Source organism: Paenibacillus mesophilus (genome assembly GCF_005938385.1).
Taxonomy (GTDB): Bacteria; Bacillota; Bacilli; order Paenibacillales; family NBRC-103111; genus Paenibacillus_AB; species Paenibacillus_AB mesophilus.
The window spans coordinates 69393-91547 of sequence record NZ_VCRA01000027.1 but is presented as its reverse complement, the minus strand read 5'-3'; the positions used below and the strand labels follow the sequence as shown (position 1 = coordinate 91547).

27 protein-coding genes and 1 pseudogene are annotated in these 22155 nt (G+C 52.4%); 12 read left to right on the top strand and 16 right to left on the bottom strand.

The annotated features are described in order from the left end of the window. Positions 1-68 precede the first annotated feature (68 nt). The 9 genes and pseudogenes from FE783_RS30440 to FE783_RS30400 form a co-directional block, all read right to left on the bottom strand. On the bottom strand, positions 69-1571 hold the full coding sequence (locus FE783_RS30440; RefSeq protein ID WP_138883160.1) for an IMP dehydrogenase: 1503 nt from the start codon (positions 1569-1571) through the stop codon (positions 69-71). A 102-nt stretch (positions 1572-1673) separates the two neighbouring features. Further along, the gene (locus FE783_RS30435; protein ID WP_138883159.1) at positions 1674-2450 is read right to left on the bottom strand and encodes an AraC family transcriptional regulator; all 777 of its coding nucleotides are present in this window, start codon (positions 2448-2450) and stop codon (positions 1674-1676) included. Between the two features lie 28 nt (positions 2451-2478). After that, positions 2479-3054, bottom strand: coding sequence for a LysE family translocator (locus FE783_RS30430; protein WP_138883158.1), 576 nt, complete (start codon positions 3052-3054; stop codon positions 2479-2481). A 163-nt stretch (positions 3055-3217) separates the two neighbouring features. Beyond that, positions 3218-3661 (bottom strand): protein-tyrosine phosphatase family protein, encoded by a 444-nt coding sequence (locus FE783_RS30425; protein WP_138883157.1) that lies wholly within the window; start codon positions 3659-3661, stop codon positions 3218-3220. 3 nt (positions 3662-3664) lie between these two features. Beyond that, positions 3665-4135, bottom strand: coding sequence for an ArsI/CadI family heavy metal resistance metalloenzyme (locus FE783_RS30420; RefSeq protein WP_138883156.1), 471 nt, complete (start codon positions 4133-4135; stop codon positions 3665-3667). Positions 4136-4139: 4 nt separating this feature from the next. Beyond that, positions 4140-4565, bottom strand: a complete 426-nt coding sequence (arsC, locus tag FE783_RS30415; RefSeq protein WP_138883155.1) for an arsenate reductase (thioredoxin) — start codon at positions 4563-4565, stop codon at positions 4140-4142. 32 nt (positions 4566-4597) lie between these two features. Further along, positions 4598-6006 (bottom strand): annotated as a pseudogene (locus tag FE783_RS30410) (arsenic transporter). 15 nt (positions 6007-6021) lie between these two features. Next, on the bottom strand, positions 6022-6345 hold the full coding sequence (locus FE783_RS30405) for an ArsR/SmtB family transcription factor (protein ID WP_138883154.1): 324 nt from the start codon (positions 6343-6345) through the stop codon (positions 6022-6024). Between the two features lie 318 nt (positions 6346-6663). Beyond that, a complete protein-coding gene (locus FE783_RS30400; protein ID WP_238403313.1) occupies positions 6664-7005 on the bottom strand; it encodes a hypothetical protein in 342 nt (113 codons plus the stop codon). 179 nt (positions 7006-7184) lie between these two features. Between FE783_RS30400 and FE783_RS30395 the strand changes: the two genes are divergently transcribed. Next, positions 7185-7580, top strand: a complete 396-nt coding sequence (locus tag FE783_RS30395; RefSeq protein ID WP_138883153.1) for a MerR family transcriptional regulator — start codon at positions 7185-7187, stop codon at positions 7578-7580. Next, on the top strand, positions 7544-7918 hold the full coding sequence (locus FE783_RS30390) for a YnfA family protein (protein ID WP_420799781.1): 375 nt from the start codon (positions 7544-7546) through the stop codon (positions 7916-7918). Before FE783_RS30395 ends, FE783_RS30390 begins: the two co-directional genes overlap by 37 nt. Positions 7919-8005: 87 nt before the next feature. On the opposite strand, the gene FE783_RS30385 is transcribed toward FE783_RS30390, so the two are convergent. After that, positions 8006-8458, bottom strand: coding sequence for a VOC family protein (locus FE783_RS30385; RefSeq protein WP_138883152.1), 453 nt, complete (start codon positions 8456-8458; stop codon positions 8006-8008). A 427-nt stretch (positions 8459-8885) separates the two neighbouring features. Further along, a complete protein-coding gene (locus tag FE783_RS30380; RefSeq protein WP_138883151.1) occupies positions 8886-9050 on the bottom strand; it encodes a DUF1328 domain-containing protein in 165 nt (54 codons plus the stop codon). A 283-nt stretch (positions 9051-9333) separates the two neighbouring features. Between FE783_RS30380 and FE783_RS30375 the strand changes: the two genes are divergently transcribed. The 4 genes from FE783_RS30375 to FE783_RS30360 all read left to right on the top strand — a co-directional run bounded on the left by FE783_RS30375 (position 9334) and on the right by FE783_RS30360 (position 14224). Then, entirely contained in the window at positions 9334-9684 is a 351-nt protein-coding gene (locus FE783_RS30375; RefSeq protein ID WP_138883150.1) for a YflT domain-containing protein, read from the top strand. A gap of 163 nt (positions 9685-9847) precedes the next feature. Then, positions 9848-11008 (top strand): PP2C family protein-serine/threonine phosphatase, encoded by a 1161-nt coding sequence (locus FE783_RS30370; RefSeq protein ID WP_138883149.1) that lies wholly within the window; start codon positions 9848-9850, stop codon positions 11006-11008. Further along, complete coding sequence (locus tag FE783_RS30365; RefSeq protein WP_138883148.1) at positions 11005-13653, top strand: ATP-binding protein; 2649 nt, start codon at positions 11005-11007, stop codon at positions 13651-13653. Before FE783_RS30370 ends, FE783_RS30365 begins: the two co-directional genes overlap by 4 nt. A 49-nt stretch (positions 13654-13702) precedes the next feature. Further along, on the top strand, positions 13703-14224 hold the full coding sequence (locus FE783_RS30360) for a hypothetical protein (RefSeq protein WP_138883147.1): 522 nt from the start codon (positions 13703-13705) through the stop codon (positions 14222-14224). A 355-nt stretch (positions 14225-14579) separates the two neighbouring features. Here the strand turns inward: FE783_RS30360 and FE783_RS37750 are convergent, their stop codons facing one another. Then, positions 14580-14747 carry a hypothetical protein gene (locus FE783_RS37750; RefSeq protein WP_158302126.1) on the bottom strand — a complete coding sequence of 56 codons (168 nt, stop codon included), beginning with the start codon at positions 14745-14747 and terminating at the stop codon, positions 14580-14582. Between the two features lie 289 nt (positions 14748-15036). Between FE783_RS37750 and FE783_RS30355 the strand changes: the two genes are divergently transcribed. The 5 genes from FE783_RS30355 to FE783_RS30335 all read left to right on the top strand — a co-directional run bounded on the left by FE783_RS30355 (position 15037) and on the right by FE783_RS30335 (position 18077). Next, positions 15037-15381: an STAS domain-containing protein gene (locus FE783_RS30355; protein WP_138883146.1), complete on the top strand. Its 345-nt coding sequence runs from the start codon at positions 15037-15039 to the stop codon at positions 15379-15381. 21 nt (positions 15382-15402) lie between these two features. After that, on the top strand, positions 15403-15846 hold the full coding sequence (rsbW, locus tag FE783_RS30350; RefSeq protein ID WP_138883145.1) for an anti-sigma B factor RsbW: 444 nt from the start codon (positions 15403-15405) through the stop codon (positions 15844-15846). Then, positions 15843-16610, top strand: a complete 768-nt coding sequence (locus tag FE783_RS30345; RefSeq protein ID WP_138883144.1) for a sigma-70 family RNA polymerase sigma factor — start codon at positions 15843-15845, stop codon at positions 16608-16610. Before rsbW ends, FE783_RS30345 begins: the two co-directional genes overlap by 4 nt. 86 nt (positions 16611-16696) lie before the next feature. Next, positions 16697-17638: a magnesium transporter CorA family protein gene (locus FE783_RS30340; RefSeq protein ID WP_138883143.1), complete on the top strand. Its 942-nt coding sequence runs from the start codon at positions 16697-16699 to the stop codon at positions 17636-17638. A 109-nt stretch (positions 17639-17747) separates the two neighbouring features. After that, positions 17748-18077: a hypothetical protein gene (locus tag FE783_RS30335; RefSeq protein ID WP_138883142.1), complete on the top strand. Its 330-nt coding sequence runs from the start codon at positions 17748-17750 to the stop codon at positions 18075-18077. A gap of 411 nt (positions 18078-18488) precedes the next feature. On the opposite strand, the gene FE783_RS30330 is transcribed toward FE783_RS30335, so the two are convergent. From FE783_RS30330 to FE783_RS30315, 4 genes are all read right to left on the bottom strand, one after another. Next, a complete protein-coding gene (locus FE783_RS30330; RefSeq protein WP_138883141.1) occupies positions 18489-18983 on the bottom strand; it encodes a hypothetical protein in 495 nt (164 codons plus the stop codon). A 51-nt stretch (positions 18984-19034) separates the two neighbouring features. Further along, a complete protein-coding gene (locus FE783_RS30325) occupies positions 19035-19442 on the bottom strand; it encodes a YtxH domain-containing protein (RefSeq protein WP_138883140.1) in 408 nt (135 codons plus the stop codon). 68 nt (positions 19443-19510) lie between these two features. Next, complete coding sequence (locus tag FE783_RS30320) at positions 19511-19768, bottom strand: GlsB/YeaQ/YmgE family stress response membrane protein (RefSeq protein ID WP_138883139.1); 258 nt, start codon at positions 19766-19768, stop codon at positions 19511-19513. Positions 19769-20024: 256 nt separating this feature from the next. After that, a complete protein-coding gene (locus tag FE783_RS30315; protein WP_138883138.1) occupies positions 20025-20768 on the bottom strand; it encodes an IclR family transcriptional regulator in 744 nt (247 codons plus the stop codon). A gap of 317 nt (positions 20769-21085) precedes the next feature. Between FE783_RS30315 and FE783_RS30310 the strand changes: the two genes are divergently transcribed. Then, complete coding sequence (locus FE783_RS30310) at positions 21086-22075, top strand: alpha/beta hydrolase (RefSeq protein WP_138883137.1); 990 nt, start codon at positions 21086-21088, stop codon at positions 22073-22075. Positions 22076-22155 lie beyond the last annotated feature (80 nt).

Sequence of the window (22155 nt, the reverse complement as noted above, 5' to 3'; positions counted from 1 at the left end):
TGCGGAAAAAACAGCAACAGGCAGCCTCCGTCAAGGGGCTGCCTGTTGCAATGTTAACGTATTGGTCGTTATTCCGCCGACATGCTGTTTTCCTTCAATATAACGTCGTGCGCTCCGCCCTCGACGATACTTGTAGCCGATACGAGCGTAATTCTAGCTTTTTGCTGCAGCTCTTCAATCGACAGCGAGCCGCAGTTGCACATCGTCGACTTGATTTTGTGGATCGTCTTGTCGAGATTCTCCTGCAAGCTGCCCGCGTACGGCACGTACGAGTCTACGCCTTCCTCGAACACGAGCGTTTGTTTGCCTCCCGTGTCATAACGCTGCCAGTTGCGCGCCCGGTTCGAGCCTTCGCCCCAGAACTCCTTCACGAAGTTGTTGCCGACCTTCAGCTTGCGCGTAGGGCTTTCGTCGAAGCGGGCAAAGTACCGGCCCATCATGACGAAGTCGGCTCCCATGGCCAAAGCGAGCGTAATATGGTAGTCGTGCACGATGCCGCCGTCCGAACAGATCGGGACGTAAATGCCCGTTTTGCGGAAATATTCGTCCCGCGCTTCCGCCACTTCGATGACCGCCGACGCTTGGCCGCGGCCGATCCCTTTCTGCTCGCGGGTAATACAAATCGAGCCTCCGCCGATCCCGACCTTGACGAAATCCGCACCCGCCTCTACCAAGTACAAGAAGCCTTCGCGGTCGACAACGTTGCCCGCGCCGATTTTCACATTATCGAAATTGGATTTGACGTATTCGACCGTTTCCTTCTGCCATTCGGTATAACCGTCCGACGAATCGATGACGAGCACATCCACGCCCGCCGCCACAAGAGCAGGCACCCGCTCGGCATAATCTTTTGTATTGATGCCGGCTCCGACGATATAGCTTTTGTTCTCGTCGAGCAGCTCGTACGGATTTTCTTTGTGAGCGTCGTAGTCTTTGCGGAATACGAGGTATTCGAGGTTTTGCTGCTCGCCCACGATCGGCAAACAGTTCAGCTTATGCTCCCAGATCAGATCGTTGGCCTCGGATAGCGTACAGCCGGATTTTCCGTAAATTAGCGAGGAGAAGGGGGTCATGAACTGGCCTACCTGCTTATCCAGCGAATCTCGGCTAAGCCTGTAATCCCGGCTCGTCACGATGCCGAGCAGCTTCCCAGTAGGAGTGCCGTCGTCGGTTACGGCCACCGTGGAGTGACCGGTTTTCTCTTTCAGCTCGAGCACATCCTTCAAGGTGTGGCCCGGTGTCAAATTCGAGCGGCTTATGACGAAGCCGGCCTTATGCCCCTTCACCTTCCGCACCATATCCGCCTGATCCTCGACCGATTGGGAGCCGAAAATGAACGAAATTCCGCCGCATCGCGCCAAAGCGACCGCCATATTATGGTCGGACACCGCCTGCATGACCGCGGATGAGAACGGAATGTTCAGGGACACTTCGGGCTTCTCGCCTTTCTTGAACTTGACGATCGGCGTCTTCAGGCTGACACTTGTTGGATTGCAGTCTTTCGCCGTCAAATTGGGCAACAATAAATACTCGCTAAACGTCCGGGATGGTTCCGTATAATAGTACGCCACTTTCCTCTGCCCTCCACATTTTCAATAAATTTTTGCAATCATACCACACGGCCGGGAAAGAAGCAACTGAGATTTTGTGCCTATTGGCGGCTTTTTTCCTCTTCAATTTATATGCGACAAATATTCAAACGCTGTAGTTCCATATACGCTCTTAAAGTGTTTATTTAAATGGGTTAAATCAACAAAACCGCAAGCAGCTACTGCTGAATAAATATCTTTATTTTTTTCGATTAACTGCTTTGCACGTTCGATTTTGCAGTTAAGAAAGTATTGGTACGGTGAAATTCCAGTATGAGCCTTGAATAATCGGATAAACTGAAATTTCGATAAATGAAGCTCATAGCAAATCTCATCAAGCTTCAGTACATGTTCTAAGTTGGTATGAAGCATATCCTTTGCTTTTCTAATTAGTGCGTTATCTTTTTTGTCATCTGCAGAAAGATTAGTTTGAATAAGGCTATCCGCGAGGGATAAGAACATTTCCCAGCACATCGCCTCATCTTTTTCGCTTAATATGGCATGAGAAAGATTTAATATTCGTTGTTCAAGTTTACGATCATACACAATTGGAGTTGAAAAACGTACGATATCCTTTTTCTCTACAGCCTCTAAAAGCAATTGTGGCTCGATATATAGCATGACATAATCAAGCCCTGCCTTATCATGCGCCATTCCGTCGTGAGCCTGTTCTGGATTAAAAAGCATAATTCCATTTTGATACGATAATTGTAGACTGCCATCCAAGTTATAATGTTGAATACCTCGCAATGTTACGCCTATCGCATACTCCTGGTGAGCATGCTTTTTATACTTAAATTCAGTCATACTTGCTGACAACGCAGTAATACCTGCCGACTTTTTATAGACAAACTTGTCCATTTCAATCACCTCTACATAAGCTGAACACCTATATCCAGATCATGATCGCTGCATAAGCTAAAAATATGGTCATCACTACATGAACAGTCTTATTATGCTTCTGTAAAAACTCCTTGAAGATTGTACCGAAGAGAACCCACGTAGTAAAAGCTGAAAATCCAATCAGAGTTATAGCTATAATACTTGTCGCCACCGCAGGGATCGCGTTATAGTAGGGCAAAATAAAACTTGGAATTACAGTCATTGAAAAGAGTATTACCTTTGGATTTAAAAACTGCATAAGGAAGCCTGACATTAAGGTAGCCGGTTGGTTTACAGTTGGATTTGACGTGTCGGTTTTATAAATTTGATAAGCGAGATAGAACATATAAATGCTCCCGATTATCTGAATCACAATTAATACTTTCGGTATGATCGTTACAAGCATCGTATTTAACGAAGCAGAAATAACAAGTAATAAACCAAAACCAATCGTTGCTCCATACGAATAGTTCATTGCTTTTTTTGCTCCAAAATTATGCACGGTGGACAATATGACGATATTAGTAGGTCCAGGAGTAAAAGTAGCAATCATACAGTAAATCAAAAAAGATGTAATATCCATGAGAATGCTCCTTTCAAGCTCTTCTCATATCCTACATCTTAAAAGAAATGCCATATAGTATATTATTGCAGATATAAAGCTTCATCCGCTATGGATCTGAATGGCAAAAGATTATTCCCATAAAAGAAAAACCACTCGCTCGAACAAGTGGTTTCAAACACGCTTATCGATTAGGATATAATTTCAACAATGACTCTCTTTGTCCAGGTTTCATATCGATGACGTTACGAATCCCTTTTGCCATAGCCTCAGCTTCATCAACCGTCCGACATAACCCTAGAGCGAGCAAAGTCCCGGCAGCGACTGTCCCCGTTCTTCCTTTTCCCCCGCCGCAATGAAAAGCTACCTTTTTGTTCTGCTGGTACGCGTCCGTGACGGCCTGAATAGCTGTTCGAAACGCTTCCTCTTGGGGGATGCTGGATTGATCAGTCAACGGGATTTGAATCCATTTTACCTCAGGGCTAGGATAGGCACTTTCCGTTGCTTCTCCGCGGAGGTCCACGACGATCTCGATGCCTTCGTTTTTCACCATCGCTTCCAGGTCGGCGGCGGCACCCATAAATATTTGATCCGGAACTAATGCTTGGTAGTTTTTTTCAACTGTCATGGATTATCTCCCTTTCTTAAACGATCCGAACTCCACCGTAACCGGTGCCGATGGCGGTGCGCAGCAGAGCGATAAGTCCCGGGCTTCTCCGGCCGACTCGAATTCCGAATCCTCTTTCGTGTAGAAAATTTCCCAAGCGTTTCCGTCGGGATCATACACCCATACTTTATCTTGTACCGCATAACAGCAAGTCGTATTCATCTCGTCAATAAGCAACAGCCCGCATTGGCGGAGCCGCTCACCCATGGCAAGCACTTCTTCGGTGTTATTGACTTGGAATCCTAAATGGTTGAGTACACCCTTTTGTTCGAAGGGGCGAACGTTCAGCGAAAAATGAAGGGCCGGTTCATCAAGCTCGAATTTGGCATAATTCTCTTTGATTTTACTCGGTTCCGACCCAAAGAAAGCACGGTAAAATTCAAGGGACTTGTGCAGATCGGTACAGTTTAATGCGACATGCATTCTTTTGATCATACGATCATTTCCCTTCTTTTACGAATTGTTCAATTCGGCTCTTAATCGAATCCCGTACGGTGCGGAACTGCTTCATGATTTCTTCTTCCGTCCCGGTTGCTTTGGCCGGGTCGTCGAAGCCCCAATGCCATTTGATCACGTTTTTGTTCATGATCACAGGGCAATGCTCGTCTGCATGGCCGCACAGGGTAATCACGTAATCAGCGCGATTCAACACATCAGGATCGATTACATCAGACGTATGCCGGCTTATATCTACACCGGCTTCTTGCATCACCTGAACCGCACGCGGATTTAATCCATGTGCCTGGAGCCCTGCGCTTTTGACTTCGTACTTTTCGCTGCCCAATGCTTTTAAAAATCCGTCCGCGATTTGGCTTCTGCACGAATTGCCGGTGCACAAAAAGTAAACTAAAGGTTTTTTCTCCATGGTAAACGTCTCCTTTGAATATCTATTTTTGGTTAAACACTTTGGCTTCCTTTACGCTTGCTTCCTAATGCACTCTTAAAGACGAGCATGGCGATAACGGCAAGAACTACAACGATTGCCACAATAACGAGCCATATATTGACGTTGGTAGATGTAAGAAAGGAAAGCCAAATATAAAGACCGGCAAGCGTAATGAATAATGTAGGGATGGTAAGAATAATGCCGATCTTAAAATACGTCCCCCAGCTGATCTTCACGTTTTTCGTCGATAAGACATGCAGCCAAAGCAAAGTGGCCAAGGATCCGATCGGGGTGATTTTCGGCCCCAAATCCGAACCGATCACATTCGCATAGATCAGCCCCTCGCGAATGAAGCCTTCGGTTTGCGTGCCTTGTATCGCCAAAGCGTCAATCATGACGGTTGGCATGTTGTTCATAATCGAGGATAGGATCGCCGCTATGAAACCCATGCCAACGGTAGCAGCGAACAATCCTTTGTCCGCGACCGTTTGAATAACGCTTCCCAATGCATCGGTAAGACCTGCATTTCGTAGTCCATACACGACGACATACATGCCGATGGAGAAGATAACGACAGCCCAAGGAGCCCTTTGACGAGCTTCCAAGCATGAATGACAGGGCTTCTTCTCGCGGCCATCAGAAACACAATTGCGGCCACTCCGGCAATGATGGACACGGGAATGGATAAAAATTCACTGCCGAAATAAGCAGCAAGGAGAGCCGCTAAAATGACCCAGGATAATTGGAACAATCTCTTGTCCTTAATAGCTTCTTCCGGTTTTTTTAGCTCGGAGAGATTGTAGCTTTTCGCGATACTTTTACGAAAATACAGGTAAAGCACGAGGAGACTTGCCAAGATCGAGAAGAAATTCGGAACGATCATACGGCTCGCGTATTCCACAAAACCAATGCTGAAATAATCGGCCGAAACAATATTCACCAAGTTACTTACGACAAGCGGCAAAGAAGCCGTATCCGCTATGAAACCACTTGCCATAATAAACGGAAGAATCATCTTTTCCTCAAATTTCAGCGCACGCACCATGGCAAGCACGATCGGTGTAATAATCAAAGCCGCACCGTCGTTGGCGAACAAAGCAGCGACCGCCGATCCCAGCAGGACAATAAAGACGAACATGAGCAGGCCGTTTCCTCGTGCAAGCCGTGCCATGTGCAGCGCCGCCCATTCGAAAAACCCGATTTCATCAAGCACCAGCGAGATTAAAATAATGGCCACAAATGACAAGGTAGCATTCCAAACAATGCCGGTAACGGTACCGACGTCCGCGAAGCTGATCACGCCGCAAAGCAAAGCAAGGATGGCTCCCGCACTGGCCGACCAACCGATATTCAGCCCCTTCGGCTGCCAAATGACGAACGTTAACGTGATTAAATAAATTAGGAAAGCGATAAAACCCATAGTGACCCTCCTGAATTAATTGCAACAATCATTCTCTTCGCAGACGGTCGATTTAAGCTTGTCCTTTTGCGAAGGAATCTGGTTTAAAATTTCTGCGATATAGGGTTTGTCCTGAACGTTTAAAGAATAGTAGACCCACTGCCCTTTTTTGGCTTCTTTAACCAGCCCGCCATCTTTTAACTTGCGCATATGCTGGCTGATGTTCGGCTGACTCGTTTGCAATAAGTCGACAATTTCGCACACACACAATTCTTTCTCATTCAGCAGAGCAACGATCGTAAGTCTGTTCTTATCTCCCAGCAGCTTCAACGCATCGGCCATCTCTTCGATTGAAATCATGCTTGCACTCCTTTCTAGGCGACAGGGATATTCATCCCTTTCGATAAAGCCATCTGGCTGCGACAACGGTTCTGACCGCAAAGAATAAATATGAGTCGCTTTGTTCTTCATTTTCTCACGCTATTAATCATTTGTAAATGATTATATAATTATTTGATTATTTAATAAAGTTAAGAAATTGTAAAGACAAACACTGATCTCGTGAGGCCTAGTTGTTAACCACCAACAAAAAACACTTTACAGAAAGGACATTACTCTAAGTACTTTGGCTACACAGCGAGGCTGCCGATTCATCATACCGACAGCCCCGAATTACTCCTATGATTGTCCGGTTATGATGCTTTTATTGGATTGTATGTCCGTTCGCAAGAATGCTTTTGCTTCCTCGTTTCCTGTCAGCTGCAGCAAAACAGGCTCGTCTATATGGCTTGCAATGACCGAAAACGTTAGGAACGGACAGCATTTCCGTTCCATGCTTACCCATTCATTGATGAGCCGTAGCGTTACCGTATCTCCTGGAAACTGATATTGGTACCCATTTTCAAGCTCCGTAAAACCGAGCCTTCGTGTTTCGAGCTCTCCCCAAATGTTTTTGTACTCCATCCGCTGTTCTTTTGTAAAAACCGTATGGCAACAAGCAACCGGTATATCTTTGTTCATATTCTCCATCCCCCTTCACTTTGCGCAGGAATTGCAATCGCATCCAGCCGGTTTCATCATGCCCCTACTAGTCCAATACCCGCGAGCCAATCCCCTTTTTTCATTTCCATCACCTTCCGATTCAAGTTATAATCGCAGTATAAAACTTAAAGCAAACTTTAAGTCAAGAGGTGTATTCCATGAGTAGTCTTAGCATTGGTCAACTTGCAGTAAGGGCAGAAGTGAACGCATCGACGCTACGTTACTATGAATCCATTGGCTTGCTTCCTACTCCGGAGCGAAAAAACGGTCAGCGCAGATATGACGAAAGACTACTTGACCGTATCTATTTTATAAAAGTTGCTCAGCAAACCGGTTTTAGCATTCAAGAAATAGCCGTTTTGCTAGAAGGCTTTGAAACCGGTGATACTCTTTCCGAGCGCTGGGAGCAGATGGCGAAACAAAAACGCTCCGAACTTGAAGAGCGAAAGAAACAAATCAGTTCCATGATAAAGATTCTAGACAACGGATTAAGCTGCAAATGCCTTACCTGGTCGGAATGCTTGGAAAAGATAGAAAATACGGGTTCGTGTTAGGGGATGGCTTTGTGTTGTTCGCTATATTTATTTTTGTGCTCGCCGGTCTGGCTGAAATAGGTGGGGGGTATATGGTTTGGCTTTGGCTACGAGAATCTAAACCGTTTTGGTATGGGATTGTTGGCAGTATCATCCTCATTGTATATGGCATTATCCCAACGCTGCAAAGTTTCCCATCGTTTGGGCGAGTCTACGCTGCTTATGGTGGGGTGTTTGTTATTCTCGCTGTTTTATGGGGGTGGTTCGTCGATAAGAAAGCACCTGATCTGTACGATTGGATAGGGGCCGCCATCTGCATTATAGGCGTATCTGTCATGCTATGGGCCCCGAGAAGTTAGGCTATTATTTATTGCGTTAAACTGCCATTAGCTTATTGGAGTAAAAAAGAGGAGCTTGCTGCACAAAGCAACTCCTCCCCCTATCGTTCATTTTGGTTGATAATTGAGTTTAAGAATATTGCCGTCAGGGTCCCATACTGTTAATACTGTTCCGCATCCTCCACGGTCGAAAATTTCTCCAACTCTCACTCCATTAGCATAAAGTCTGTTTCGAACGACCTCCGCAGGTTCTTCGATTTCCATGATCAGAAAAGGCTTCGGCTCTCCCTGAAGCGTGAAACCGAGCCGCTCGCTTCCGTCGGTTTTCTGCAACATGATTTTTATGCCATTCGCGGGAGAAATGAAAAATTCCGTTTCGGTATCCCAAACAGACGGAGGATTTTTCTTCAAATCGATATAGAACCCCAGCAGTCCCACATAAAACTCGATTGCCCGTCGCGTGTCAGCCACAGGGACCTCAATCACCATCATGCTTTTAATCCTTGCATCCTCACGTGTAGCAGGAAATCCCGCCAATGGTCTAACTGCTTGATCCGACAAACATGATCCCTCCAGTCCATTAATTTCCAATCGTTTGACTTATTTTGATGCCACAGAATGTCGCAAACCTGACTAATTAAAGAAATAAATTTACCATAGTGCCATGGCGCGGTGTTCAAATGGAAAACATGTAGTTAAAAGCGGCGTTAAAGGTCGATTTTCACTATCTAACTGGAAAATATGAAGCTATTTCCTCGCTTTAAAGGCATACGATGCCGATTCGGGAAAAATAGCTCGACTTTTTCCAGTTACAGAACCATATATACGTCGTTTTCCCGAAAATAACTGCATCTTTTCCATTTTCGAGCAACAATCCAGCTCGTCTCCCGCCAATAGGAACAACAAAGCCCCATCCCTTGCAATTCGCGTAAGGGTGGGGCTTCTTCCGGTCCGGGTTCATACGGATATTATCGCTATACCGTTTCACTTAAGCCGAACCTCTGCGACCGGTGAAGAGGGAGATGAGAAACAGGATCAAGAAGACGAAGAACAATACTTTCGCGATCGAAGCGGCTGCCGCTACGATGCCGCCGAATCCGAATATGGCGGCCACGATGGCAATGACGAGAAAGAGAGCTGCCCAGCTTAACATATGCATCACCTGTCCTTACTTGTTATTGGTTACCGACATGTGCCGGTATCCTCTATTACCCCGGACCATCCGCATGAAACAGTTCCGACGTCTCCGCTCCCGCTGTCCGGGTGGCGATAGTCCGCATGTACCAAAGGCTGGCTTGGAATGGCATCGATGGATACTGCGGTTTAACTTGCCCGATTTTGACGCTCCGCCTGTTTCACCTCTCCCCCGTTTGGTTAAGTTACGAATAGATCGGCATTCGCCCCGGACGGGGCAACGAAAAAAGGAGGCGTTCGATATGAACGAGAAAGTTTTCGTAAGAGTGGTCGATAGCGGTGCAAGAGCGATGGAGGAAATTCATGCGCTGCACCGGCAGGGATATTTGCCCGAGGACATCTTCGTGCTGGCACACGACAAGAACCATACCGAATATTTGGCCGGAGCGGCGGACGTCAACACGGTCAGCGTCGAAGAAGAAGGGCTGATCCAGAGCATCGCGAATTGGTTCCGTTCCCGGGGGGACGAGCTTCGCGCCAAGCTGGAATCGATGGGCTGCACGCCGCGCGAGGCGGAAGCCTACGAAGCCGAGATGGACCGCGGCAAAGTGATCGTCATGGCGCGGGTCCGGACGGCGAACCGGATTTTCTAGAAACCGAAGCGGTCCGAACATAGCGGCATACCGTCAACCGGTTCAGGAATGAGAGCTCCCCGCTCCCATTCCTTATTGTCGTTCGGCGGGAGTGGACAGCCTTCGTACGTTTCGTCTAGTATGGTAACAACGGCAATGAAGCCAAGTAAGGAGAAGTTGGCCCATGCGGATTTTGATTGTGGACGACAATCCGATGAACGTGATGGTCGTCAGGGAAATGCTGAAAAAAGCGGGATATGCGCAAATCGAAACCGCGAGCTCCGCGGACGAAATGTTCAGCCTGCTCGGTATGCTCGAACCGGCGAAGCACTCGCCGGCGGCATACGATCTGATTCTGCTCGATATGATGATGCCGGGCATAGACGGCATCGAAGCGTGCCGAAGAGTGCAGCAATCCGAACGGCTTCGCGACATTCCGGTCATTATGGTGACGGCCGTCGGCGATTCGCTGAAGCTGGCCGAAGCGTTGGATGCGGGAGCGAGCGATTTCGTCACCAAGCCGATCAACCGGATCGAGCTGATGGCGCGAATTCGTGCCGCTTTGCGCCTGAAGGCGGAGAAAGACTGGCATAAGGAGCGTGACCGGAGACTGCGCGAAGAATTGGAGCTGGCGCGGCAGGTACAGACGGCTGCACTCCCCGCGCCCGTGGACGAGCCCCATGTGTCGATACAAGGCTTGTATCGCCCCGCTGACGATTTGGCGGGCGATCTGTACGCCTGGTACAAAATCGACCAAAACCGTTACGGCGTCGCCGTTATCGACGCGATGGGACACGGTATCTCCTCCTCGCTCGTATGCATGTTCGTCGCTTCGGCTTTGCGGGACGCCATCCTGACGCGAATGGACCCGGAGTACGTTGTCCGGGAGCTGAACCGGAAAATGATGCAGCTGCAGTTTTCCAATCCGTTAATCCAATATTATTTCACATGCCTCTACGCGGTCGTAGATTCGGTGCAGGGTACGGTCGAGTACGTCAACGCCGGACATCCTCCGGGCTTGCTGACTCGCGGGGACGGTACGGCTCCCGAACGGCTGGAACGCAGCTGCGTGGCGCTCGGACTGTTCGAATCCATCCGGGTGGAGAAGCGGATCTTGAGCATTCGCGCCGGTGACCGGCTGTTTTTATATACGGACGGCGTATTGGAGTCGATCCATTCGGCGGACGAGGAGCAGGTCGACCGGCTGCTCGAGCTGCTGCTCCATGTAAAGACAAGCCCGCGCGAGCTGGAGGAGCGGCTCTTTTCGGACAACCGCCCGGATACTCGTCAAGATGACAAGTGTCTCGTTATGGTCGAGGCCAGAAAAGGAGCGGGACCCGGGTGAAAATCAAAACGAAGCTCGTGATGGGGTACGGTCTGCTCGTAGCTTTATTGATCGTCATTACGACCATCGGCTATGAGCGGATGGCCAATATGAACGACGCTTTGGAGAAGTTTTATCAGGTGCGCTACGCCAAGGTGAAGCTGACTTCCACAATTCATGGGGACGTCAATACGGTAGCGAGGGAGATCGATAACGTTCTGCTGGACAACAACGACCCTGCGAACCGAGTCAAGACGATCCACCAGTCGGTCGATACGGTCATCCTCCGGCTGACGGAGCTTCAGAACCGCGTGCAGGAACCCGCCGAGCAGCAAATCGTCGACACCGCCGTCCGGGAAGCCGAACGTTTCCGGGTGTATAAGGACAACGTGCTGTCGATGCTGCTGGCGGGCAAAACGGCCGAAGCGCTCGAATACCGCAAGACGGTCGGCAACGACACGCAGAAGCAATTTCTCGGCAGCCTGGAAAGCTTGTCCCATTACCATCAACGCGCTTTGGACGCCGAAATAGCCGATTCCCAGTCGATGTACCGGCAATCGGTAAGCGCTACGGCCGCTTTGTCCGTAGTAGGCATCGTGCTCGGCCTCTGTATCATGCTCTGGGCTATCCCGACCATCACGAAGGGACTCAATCTGCTGACCGGCATGGCCAAGAAATTCGGACAAAACCGACTGCGCTCCCTCATGCGCATCGAGGTGCAGTCGAAGGACGAGCTAGGACAGCTTGCCCGCGTCTTCCAGCGAATCGCCAAAGACCTTCATGCCAAGAACGAGCTGGAAGCGAAGTACAACATGGCCAAGGAGGAACAGGCGTGGGTCAATACCTATATGGCTCGCATTACCGAGCTGCTGGAGGACGTAACGGCGGTTAAGCAGGTGGCGCAGACATTCATCAGCGAGTTTGCGCCCGTGCTCGGCGCCCAGTACGGAGCGATTTACTTGTACGAGGGGCTCAGGCGCTCGGATACCGTCCGCCTGCACGGCGTCTATGCGGCTGACGGCCATGAAGTGGAGGCGGCCCGATCGTTCGGAGTCGGACAAGGGCTCGTCGGACAGTGCGCCAAGGACGGTAAAACGTTGACGGTCGACAGCATTCCGGCAAGCTACGTCCGGATCCGCTCCGGCATCGGCGAAGCTTCGCCGTCCCAGCTTCTCGTATACCCTATCCGGTCGCGCGACGAAGTGATCGGGGTAATCGAGCTGGCGGCGATCAAGCCGTTTACGTTTATCCAGCGAGAGCTGCTTAAGCATTTGGCCGAGAAGCTCGGCACGATTCTGAACACGATCTATGACCGTCTGCGCGTAGAGGAGCTGCTCCGCGAATCGCAGGCTCTCGCCATCGAGATGCAGGAACAGTCCCGGAAGCGGCTGCTTGCCAACGAGCTGCTCGAGGAGCAGACGCGGCAGCTGAAGCGCTCGGAGGAGCTGCTCCAAAACCAAAGCCTGCAGCTGCTGGAAGCAAAGGAAGCGGCCGAGCTCGCTTCGCGGGCGAAGAGCGAATTCCTCGCCGTCATGAGCCATGAAATCCGCACGCCGATGAACGGCGTCACCGGCATGGCCGATCTGCTGCTGGAATCGGAATTGACGCCAGAGCAGAAGGAATATGCGCTGATTATCCGGAAAAGCATGGACACGCTCTTATTCGTCATGAATGACATCCTCGATTTTACGAAGATGGAGTCTGGGAGGATGGAGCTGGAGGAGCACCCGTTTCTGCTCGAAGCCTGCATCGCCGACGCCGTCGACCTGTTCCGTGGCGAAGCGGCGAAGCGCGGCTTGGAGCTGGTCGTCGACATCGATCCGGAGGTTCCCCCGTTCATCGTCGGCGATCCGTCGAGACTGCGGCAAGTCATAGCGAACATGATCGGCAATGCGGTCAAGTTCACGGAAACGGGCGGCGTCTACTTATTGGTCCGGCTGGCTCATCATGAAGACGATGCTCAACCGAATTCGCTTTTTCTTGAATTTGCCGTCAAAGATACCGGCAGCGGCATACCCGAGGGAAAAGAAGACAAGCTGTTCCAGCCGTTCTCGCAAGTAGACGCCACCATGTCGCGCCGTTACGGAGGCACCGGACTCGGACTGGCCATCTGCAAATCGCTCGTTCAGCTGATGGGCGGCACAATCCGATTCGTGCCCGGAGAGCGCAACGGCGCCCTGTTCGTGTTCACGATACGGACGAGCAAAGTCGATCCGGACGTTTTCGATTCGGACATAGCGCATCTGGAATCCGCCGTCTCTTCGGAAACGGTTCGGCATATCGCCGCGGATTCGGCGGGAGCGGCTCTTATTGCGGACAACCGGCCCTACGGCTCCTGGATTGCCACGGCGCAGCTCCGGCGGCTCGGTTTTGCCCCCTCTACTGCGGACACTGACGATCCCGAAGCGGTACGGCGGTCTATGGCAGACAGCGCCTCTTCCGTTCTGCTTGTCATCGGGGAAGGCATCGCGAATGCCGCGGACATCGCACGGCAAGCTATAGACCGTGGAAACCGGGTAGTAATCGTCACCAACGGTAAAGAAAAGATCGATCGTACCGCCTATGCCGGGTCCGGGCGCATCGTCCTGCTGCATCCCCCGCTCACTTTGGCTTTGTGGAAAAAGGCTCTCGCCGGCTTCACGTTTCATCCTCCCCGCGACGGGTAATAAAGAGCGTGAACGTATTCTCTTATCAGAAGACAGGAGGATGATTGCGATGGTAAGAACAATCGGCTTTTTCGATAGCGACGCCCAGGTCGTTCGGGCGGTGGAAGCTCTGGAAGCGCATGGCTTCGGCCCGGAGGCGGTCCGGGTCATCGCCGGGACAAGCGATCAGGCTCAAAGGGTGGATGCCGGGACTTCCATGCCGGTCGACCGGATCCGGGAGAACGGCACCGGTGCATGGGTTGGAGATCAAGTCGGTGCGGCGGACGGCATCCCGATGATTCCGTTCGGCGTTGTCGGTGCCGCCTATCTCGTCCACCCTCCCGGCTATGCTGCGCCGGGAAGCGCCGACGGCTACGCCGATCCGATTGTGGGAGCCGCGATATACGACGAAACGGTCGAGGCGAAAAGGCAGTTGAACGAGCTTGGCTTGGACGACCGGGATTCGGAAGCGTGCCTGGAGAGGATCGAGCGGGGCGACCTGCTGCTTGTAGTCGATTCCGACCGGACCGGACAGCCTTACGTCGAATCTGCGCTTAGAGAAGGCGGAGCCTCCACGATTTTGTGGCACTGACCGCAATCGCACCCGAATTAGCCGAAGAAGGTCTCCTAGTATCCGGATCTAGGGGACCTTCTTCTTGCGTTCGGACAACACGAAAAGACCGTTCCCTGAGGAACGGCCAGGTTGTTGAAAAAGTCTAGAAAAGAGGATTGGAATACAAAAAGAGGTGGGGGAGATGTGCGTAAAGCGAAGCGGCTGACTTTAAAATCGAGTTGTAACCTCTTAAGTTCAAAAAAACAACTCGATTTTAACGGAAGTGGAGTGCATTCCCCCACCTCTTGCCTTCACCGCTTCTTCTCTTTGTAGACTTTTCAACAGCCTCACCGTTCCCTGAGGAACGGCCTGTCCTGCAAGTTATATCGCGGCGTCAGCCGAACATCGGCAGCACGTATTTGACGAGAAACCATATTGCTCCGAAGAAGATTACGATGTAAGCCGCATATTTTATAAATGTCGACGCCACCATACTCGTATCCACTTTTTTCTCGACGTTCCTTTTCTCGATCTCGACGTTGCGATTTTGTTGGATGTCCATTCGAATCGCTCCCTCCGTCCACGTCCGTGGACATTGTTATCGAAAGTTTAGCTTCGCCCCTTCCAAAGCGAAAGCTTCCTGCATCGAGAGCAGCAGCCTCAAGACCTTCGGCATGCGAGCCGGCCATAGAGAGGTGTCCGGTCTTGCCGCTTGCGCCTCTTACTTTGACGTTACCCTCTCCGCTTACGGCTCAAACGATATACGCCAAATTTTCGCCGGAATGTTTCAAACGAGCCGAATGTGGTTAAATAGGATTAGACCTTTTTGCCAAAGGAGTTGAATCGTTTCCATGAATCCGATCGATAAATTTCGGATGCGCACCGAAACTCAGGAAGGCCGCTGCACCGTATATATCAGCGGCGAGCTGGATTTGGAGGCGGCATCGCAGATGCGCGCCGTAATGGAACCGCTCGTGGAATTGTGCGACCGGACATTGACCTTGAATTTGCATGAGTTGCGATATATCGACAGCACGGGAATCGGCATCCTGATCTCGGTGCTGAAAGCGCGGCACGCCCGCAACGGAGCTTTTGCGGTTGAAGCGATTCCGACGCATATCAAGAAATTGTTCGACATGACGGGCATCACTCCTTTTCTGAACCAAGCCGGCCCGTCGACAGCTCAAGCTTACTGAGAAAGGATCGAGAGCATAACGATGAAACCCGTTGAACCGACTGTTACTCTTCGCGTCCCGGCCTTGGCCGAATATGTGGACCTGGTCCGGTTGACCTTATACGGCATCGCCTCGAAGCTCGGATTTCTGTATGAAGAAATCGAGGATATGAAGGTGGCTGTTTCCGAAGCATGCAATAATGCGGTGCTACACGCATACGATCAGCCCGGCATGATGGAGATCCGTTTTCTAATCATGGATGGCGCGCTGTCCATTATCGTCAAGGACGAAGGCAAGAGCTTCGTTCCGGCTCCGGATGCCGGCTCGACGCCTTCGCTGCACGGCAAGACGCTGGGCGAGATCGAGGCCGGCGGACTCGGCTTATACTTGATGCAGGCGCTGATGGACGAGGTGGAGGTGCTGAGCGGGGCCGGCACCGAAGTCGTCTTGACGAAACGTCTGGCTAGGAGTGAGGAGATGGCATGAGTGTAAATCCGGCATGGCCTTCCCCGAATGAGTCCGTTGCGAACATTCTCGAATATCAACGCAACCCGACGGACGATTTGGCGACAGCGCTCATCCGGCAGTACGAACCTATGGTCAAGATGGCGGCCGGCAAAATGTCCCGCAACCGTCCCGACTTGTATGAGGACTTGCTACAGGTCGGCCAAATGGCGCTTCTCCGTTTATTCGGCCAGTTCGACGCCGGTAAAGGCAGCCCGTTCGAACCGTACGCCATGAAAAGCATCATCGGGCACATGAAAAACTTTTTGCGGGACAAGTCCTGGTATATTCAGGTTCCCCGCCGGATCAAAGAAAAGGGCGCTCTTCTGCAGCAGGCGGTGGACGAGCTGACCATGCGCATGGAGCGTTCACCCAACGTCGAAGAAATCGCGAGCCACCTCGGCCTCACATACGAGGAAACGATGGAGGTATTCGCCGGGCGCGAGCTGTACCATTACGTATCGCTCGATACTCCCGTTTCGGAAGACGACTCTACTTCTACGCTCGGCGATTTGATCGGCGCTTCCGCCGACGAGTACGACACGATCGAGAACCGGATGGATTTGGAAGCCGCTCTTGTCCGCTTGAAACCCGAGGAGCGGAAAGTATTGGCTCTAGTGTTCGAAGCCGGCTTATCCCAGCGGGCGATCGCGGAAGAGCTGCACGTCTCGCAGATGAGCGTATCCCGCATATTGAGACGGGCAACCGAGAAATTGAAAGCGCTGCTTGAGGGTGACGACCCCTGAGCGGCCGTAAAGAAAGGCGCGTGCCGCATTCGGGTATTCCGGCGGAATCGCGCCTTTTCGACGTAACTGCGAAAGGAGCGGCACATATGAACGATTATACTCATGATGAGGCTTCCGCACCGAAATGGAGGTGGATCCGGATCCGCTCGGGCCAAGCTGCGACGGAGATGGCGGATTATGACTCCGAAACAGCCGACTGGTTGAGGAGCGTTTCGGAACGCACCGCCAACCTGATCGTCGTCTCGGAGAAGGCCAACGGCGAAGCGGTGTTGTACGGGACGTTGGCGCACAGCGGCGGCGAAGAGCCCGACGGCGCCGCCGCGATCCATTTTCACGCAACGGCGGCACGCCTAGTAACGCTTATGCCGGCGTCTTTCGCTTATGGCCGTCTGGACGAATCGCCCTGGCGGGAACGTCTCGCCCGCTGCACGGGCGGACATGAAGCGTTCGCCGTGCTGCTCGGCTTCCTCGCGCAACGGTTCCACGCCGGACTGGACGGCTACGAGGCCCGTCTCGGCTCCCTGGAGGCCGCAATGAGAAGCCGCAACCGCAAGGTGCTCATGGACCGGATTCTCGAACGGCGGCATGAGCTGATCGAATGGAGCTTGCGGCTTGCCCCCTTCCGCGAGCTCGGAGACGCTTTGAACGAAGCGTTTATGGACGATATCGCCGACCGCCCGGAATACCGCAGACTTATACTCCAGCTCGAAAGGATCGAAAGGCTGCTCGGCACGTACGAGGACGGCATAGACACCCTTCTGTCGATGGATGACGCCGTCTCCTCGTTCCGCGGCAACGAGATCATGAAGACGCTGACGATCTTTACGGCGCTGTTCACGCCGGCCACCGTTATCGGGGCGCTTTGGGGCATGAACTTCGAGAAGCTGCCGCTAGCCGGATGGCCGTCCGGTTTCGCCGCATGCTGTGCCGCCATTTTGCTCATTACCGCGCTTATCTACGTATGGCTCTGGCGCAAAGGCTGGACGGGAGATTTGCTGCGCGGCCGCAGTCGCGACTCCCGCCTGTAACGTCCAACCGCCTGCAAATCGGCCGCAAACGGTTTCAAAACCGCCCTTTGCGTGTAATGATAAGTAACCACATATTACGCAACCAAAATGGAGACAGGCGGTGAACGTCATGGAAGTAAAACACCGGATTCGTTGTTTTGAAAGTGACGTATTGGTTTGCGAGGATGGAGCGATTTACAATATCAATATTCAAGCCAGAACAAATCCGCTCGGCTTCGGCCGTACGCTGGGCGCTTTCGGGGAGCTTGCGCGGGCTGTCGAAGCGGCGGAGCATTTCTGTCTCGCTTACCGCGTCGCGAGGGAGCACGGGTATTACTTGAAGGAAGACGAGCTGGTCCGGCACGAAAGAGAGCCGATCGCCGTTCGGTGGGTGCTGCAGCAGTGCTTAACCGAGCAGGAGTGGTGCGATTTGCTGACCCGCGAAGCCGATGCCAGTTAACCTGCAGCGGCAGCCATTTTCCGCGGGATGTAAAAGCCTCGCAAGCAAACAAGCTGGAACAGGCCGAAAGGCCTGTTTCGGCTTGCTTGGATAAAGCTGCGGCCCCGCGGCCAAATAACCGGCAAGCGAGGCTCATAAGCGAAAATAAGGTACATATGAACACTATATCCGCCAGCATGCCGGGTATCCGGGCATATAACGTTCAAATGCACGCTATTCCGTTCGCGAGCGGACCGATCGCCTTCAAAATAGGACCAATTAGCGAAAATAAGGCACATATGAACACTATATCCGCCAGCATGCCGGGTATCCGGACAAATAACGTACAAATGCACGCTACTTCATGTGCTGCAGACGGGACGGATAAGTTATCCGTCATCGGGCACAAATAAAGACGCCGTCCGCGCGGCGTCAGTTCTGAATCGGATCGGGGATCATCCCTTCCTGCTCCAGCTCCGTATTCGTCTTCATCGCTTTCATCTCTTTGCCGAGCCGGACCAAGTCCTGCTCGTCCTGGACCATGATGCCGTTAACCGTGTCGGACTGCGAATCGTTATCCTTGTCCGCGGGCGGCTCCCGGTCCGCTCCCCTCGGTTCGTACGGAACGCCGACAAGCTCGCACAGCTTGCGGTGCGCTTCCTCCCGGATCTGCTCCGGAATACCGTCGCACCCGGCCCACTCGCCCGAGAATCCCGCCTGATGGACGAGCAGCGTAATGCGCTCCGAGCCGTCGGAAACGAACGGAATGCGGTACATGATCTTATCGTTCCTCGCGGTAGAAGAGAAAGTAAGCTGCACGACTTTGTACCCTTCCGACTCGGAAGGCATGAAGCCTAACCGTATGACCGCTTGATTGAATTCCTCGTACGGCTTGGTCACGTTTAAATGCGGATTCGGGTTCGTCATCTGCTTGCACCTCCGTATCATCGCCAATCGGCGGGCGATGGCGCCTTCGCCTCAATGGGTCGTTTTCGCTTTATCCGGGGAATCTTCCTCGCCGTCCCCCGACTTGTTCATAGCGGACGCGGCCATATCCCGGGTTTTCTCCGAAATCGACTCGACTTTGCCGCCGATGGCTTTCACGGCCTCGGTCGTTTTGTCGGCCGCCTCGTGGGCCATCTCCGCCGTCTTATCGTGCACGCTTTTCTTAAGCTCTGCCGTCTTGTCGCGAATGTCCTTCGCCAGCTCCGCCGTTTTCTCGCGGACGCTTTGCGTCACATCCGCCGTCTTGTCGAACATGTCATGGGCGCTGCGTCTCATGCTTTCGCGCAGCTTGCGGCCCGATTGGGGCGCGAGCAGCAGGGCGCAGGCCGCGCCGACCGCTCCACCAACCAGTACGCCTTTCCAAGTTCCCGTCATCTTCATATCGCTTCCTCCTTCTGAAATGGAAATGTATGATTATTATGCCGCTATCGCGCCGAGGCGTCATCCGGCTAAGCCGATTTGCGCAGCGCCTGGGAAAGCATTCCTAGCAAAAACACGAACAGCGCCGTACCGATGATGGCCGGAATAACGGCGAAACCGCCGATGATCGGGCCCCAGCTTCCGAATAGGATCGATCCCAGCCAGCCGCCGGCAAAGCCCGCGATCATGGAGCCGAGCAGTCCGCCGGGCATGCTGCTCTTCACAAGGGCGTCCCCGATGGTTCCGATTAATACAGCCATCAGAATGCTGATCAAGAGTCCCCACATGCGATCACCCTCCTTCCGTGTGTTAACGGCCGCCCTACGGACTATTACCCTGACGGCCGCTTTGCGAAACAACCAATATTTTCAGCACCGTAAATATGCTGACGGCAAAATAACCCCACAAAGTGGAGCCTTGCTTCGAAGCTTATTCCAAGTACTTTGCGGGGACCCCGAAATTATAAACTCTATATAGGCAAAAAAAGCCGCCCCTCGATCAAAAGGGACGGCCCAAGCTGCGCGCTGCAGTCGAATGGAGCCGCTATTTCAGCATTTTCCCCATCCGGTTCGCAGATTCGATGATTTGCGATGCGTGCTCTTTCATTTTCTCCAAAGTAAACCGATTGGACGGACCGGATACGGCCAATGCCGCCACCAGCTTATGCCCCCGGTTGAAAATCGGCGCCGATACGGCGGCCGCCCCAGGCTCGCGTTCCTCCACGCTCGTGGCGTAGCCGACACGGCGAATCTCGGCCATCTGCCGCACGAATGTTTGTTTCTCCGCAGCGCCGGACCATTCCAGCTCCGCCAGAACCTGTTCTTGGATATCGCTTTCGGCAAAGGCGATCAGCACCTTGCTGGACGCGCCTACATTCAGCGGCAGTCTGGCTCCGATCGGAGCGACGCGGCGGATCGCCTGATTGCTCTGCACCGCCTGAATCCGGATACGCTCTCCGCCATCCCGCACATAGAGACTGATCGTCTCTCCGAGCGAATCGCGCAGCCGCTCCATCTCGGGCTGCAGCAATAGGGCCGGGTCGTCGCTTTGCGACAAATTGGCCGCGAGCTCCCAAATACGGAAGCCGAGCCGGTACTTCTCCGTCTCCGCGTTGCGCGTAATGAAATCTTTACCCTCGAGCGAAGCCAGCAGCCGGTGAACCGTGCTCTTGTGGAGCTGCGTCTTGGCGGCGATCTCCGTCAGGCTGAGCTCGATCTCATCGGTAAATACGGATAATATATCAAGCGCCCTCTCGACGGCGCGTACAGTCAGCTTTGTATCGTCCATCTTCGATCCGCTCCATGCGTTTCATCATATGAAACCCGGTTTTACTTCAGTATACCTTATCTGCCTTCGAATCGTAAAGAGAATTGACTCTGCCTTTTTCTACACTTTTCCTTCTTTGTTTCTATTGACCGGAGCGCGCTTCAAGGAATAATATTAAGATAACGGCAAACCCGGGCCGCCAAGGGCTCGTCGCCATTCTAACTGTTCACCGAGCGTATACAGAATAGGTGCCGTCCTCTGCTTCCGCGCATCTTTTTCTAATAGAAATCTCCTTACAACGAAACGATTTCTTGCAGCTTGAACAAGGAGGGATCCCCATGGAATCTACACCCGTTCCATCCGTCACTTACAGTCCACCGGCATTTGAAAACGCTACCATTCGATCCTCCCGCAAAAAAATGTGGATTTTGATTCCAATTGCGGTGCTCCTCGTCTTGTCGGCCAGCGCCGTCTTGGCGTTCCATGGCTATGTCGCCTGGATGCTGGCGCGCCCGGCGATCGCTCCGCTCAGCTCCAACCCGCTTCTGGCGGCAGGCCTTCCGTACACGGACGTCAACTTCACCAGCAGCGACGGCGGCAGCGCTTTGGACGGCTGGTTCATTCCGGCCGAAGGCTCGGACAAGGTCGTCATCTTCTCTCACGGCTATGGCGGCAACCGCGAAGAACTGTGGGTCCCCTTCTACAGTTTAGCCAAGGAACTGAACAAGCAGCACTACAATGTGCTTCTATTCGACTACGGGTACGTGCAGCCCGACCTGTCCGTAACCGGAGGCGTCCGAGAGTCGCTTGAGCTTCAGGGCGCCATCGACTTTGTCAAACGGCAAGGGATGAAGCACACGTATGTGTGGGGATTTTCGATGGGAGCCGGAACCGCCTTGCAGACCGCTTTGCACAGCAAAGATATCGAGGCCATGATTCTCGACAGCACGTTTCTGCTCGAGCCCGATACGATGTTCCACAACATCAAGCAGCAGGTCGATTTGCCCCGCTTTCCATCGCTTTCGCTCATCCGTTTTTTCTTCCCGATATTGAACGGCACGAGCATGGATCAAATTCCTTACCGGACGGTTAAAGAAACGACGTATCCGATCCCGATTTTCTTCATCCACGGCATGAAGGACGCGAAGGCCCCCCACGAGGTGGCGGAATTGATCTACAACAATCAATCCTCGCGGAAATCCAGTTTGTGGCTGCTGCCCGAAGGCCGGCACGAGCTGTTGTATAAAGCGAACAAAAAGGAATATTTGAAACGGACGATGGCGTTTCTGAACGATGCGTCGTCTCCGCTGAAATGGGCGTCCTTTTAAGGAAATGGCACAACAAAAAGCGGCAAAATCGGCTCTGTTCGCCCGTCTCCCGATCAGGTACCATCGGTTCATACCGAGAT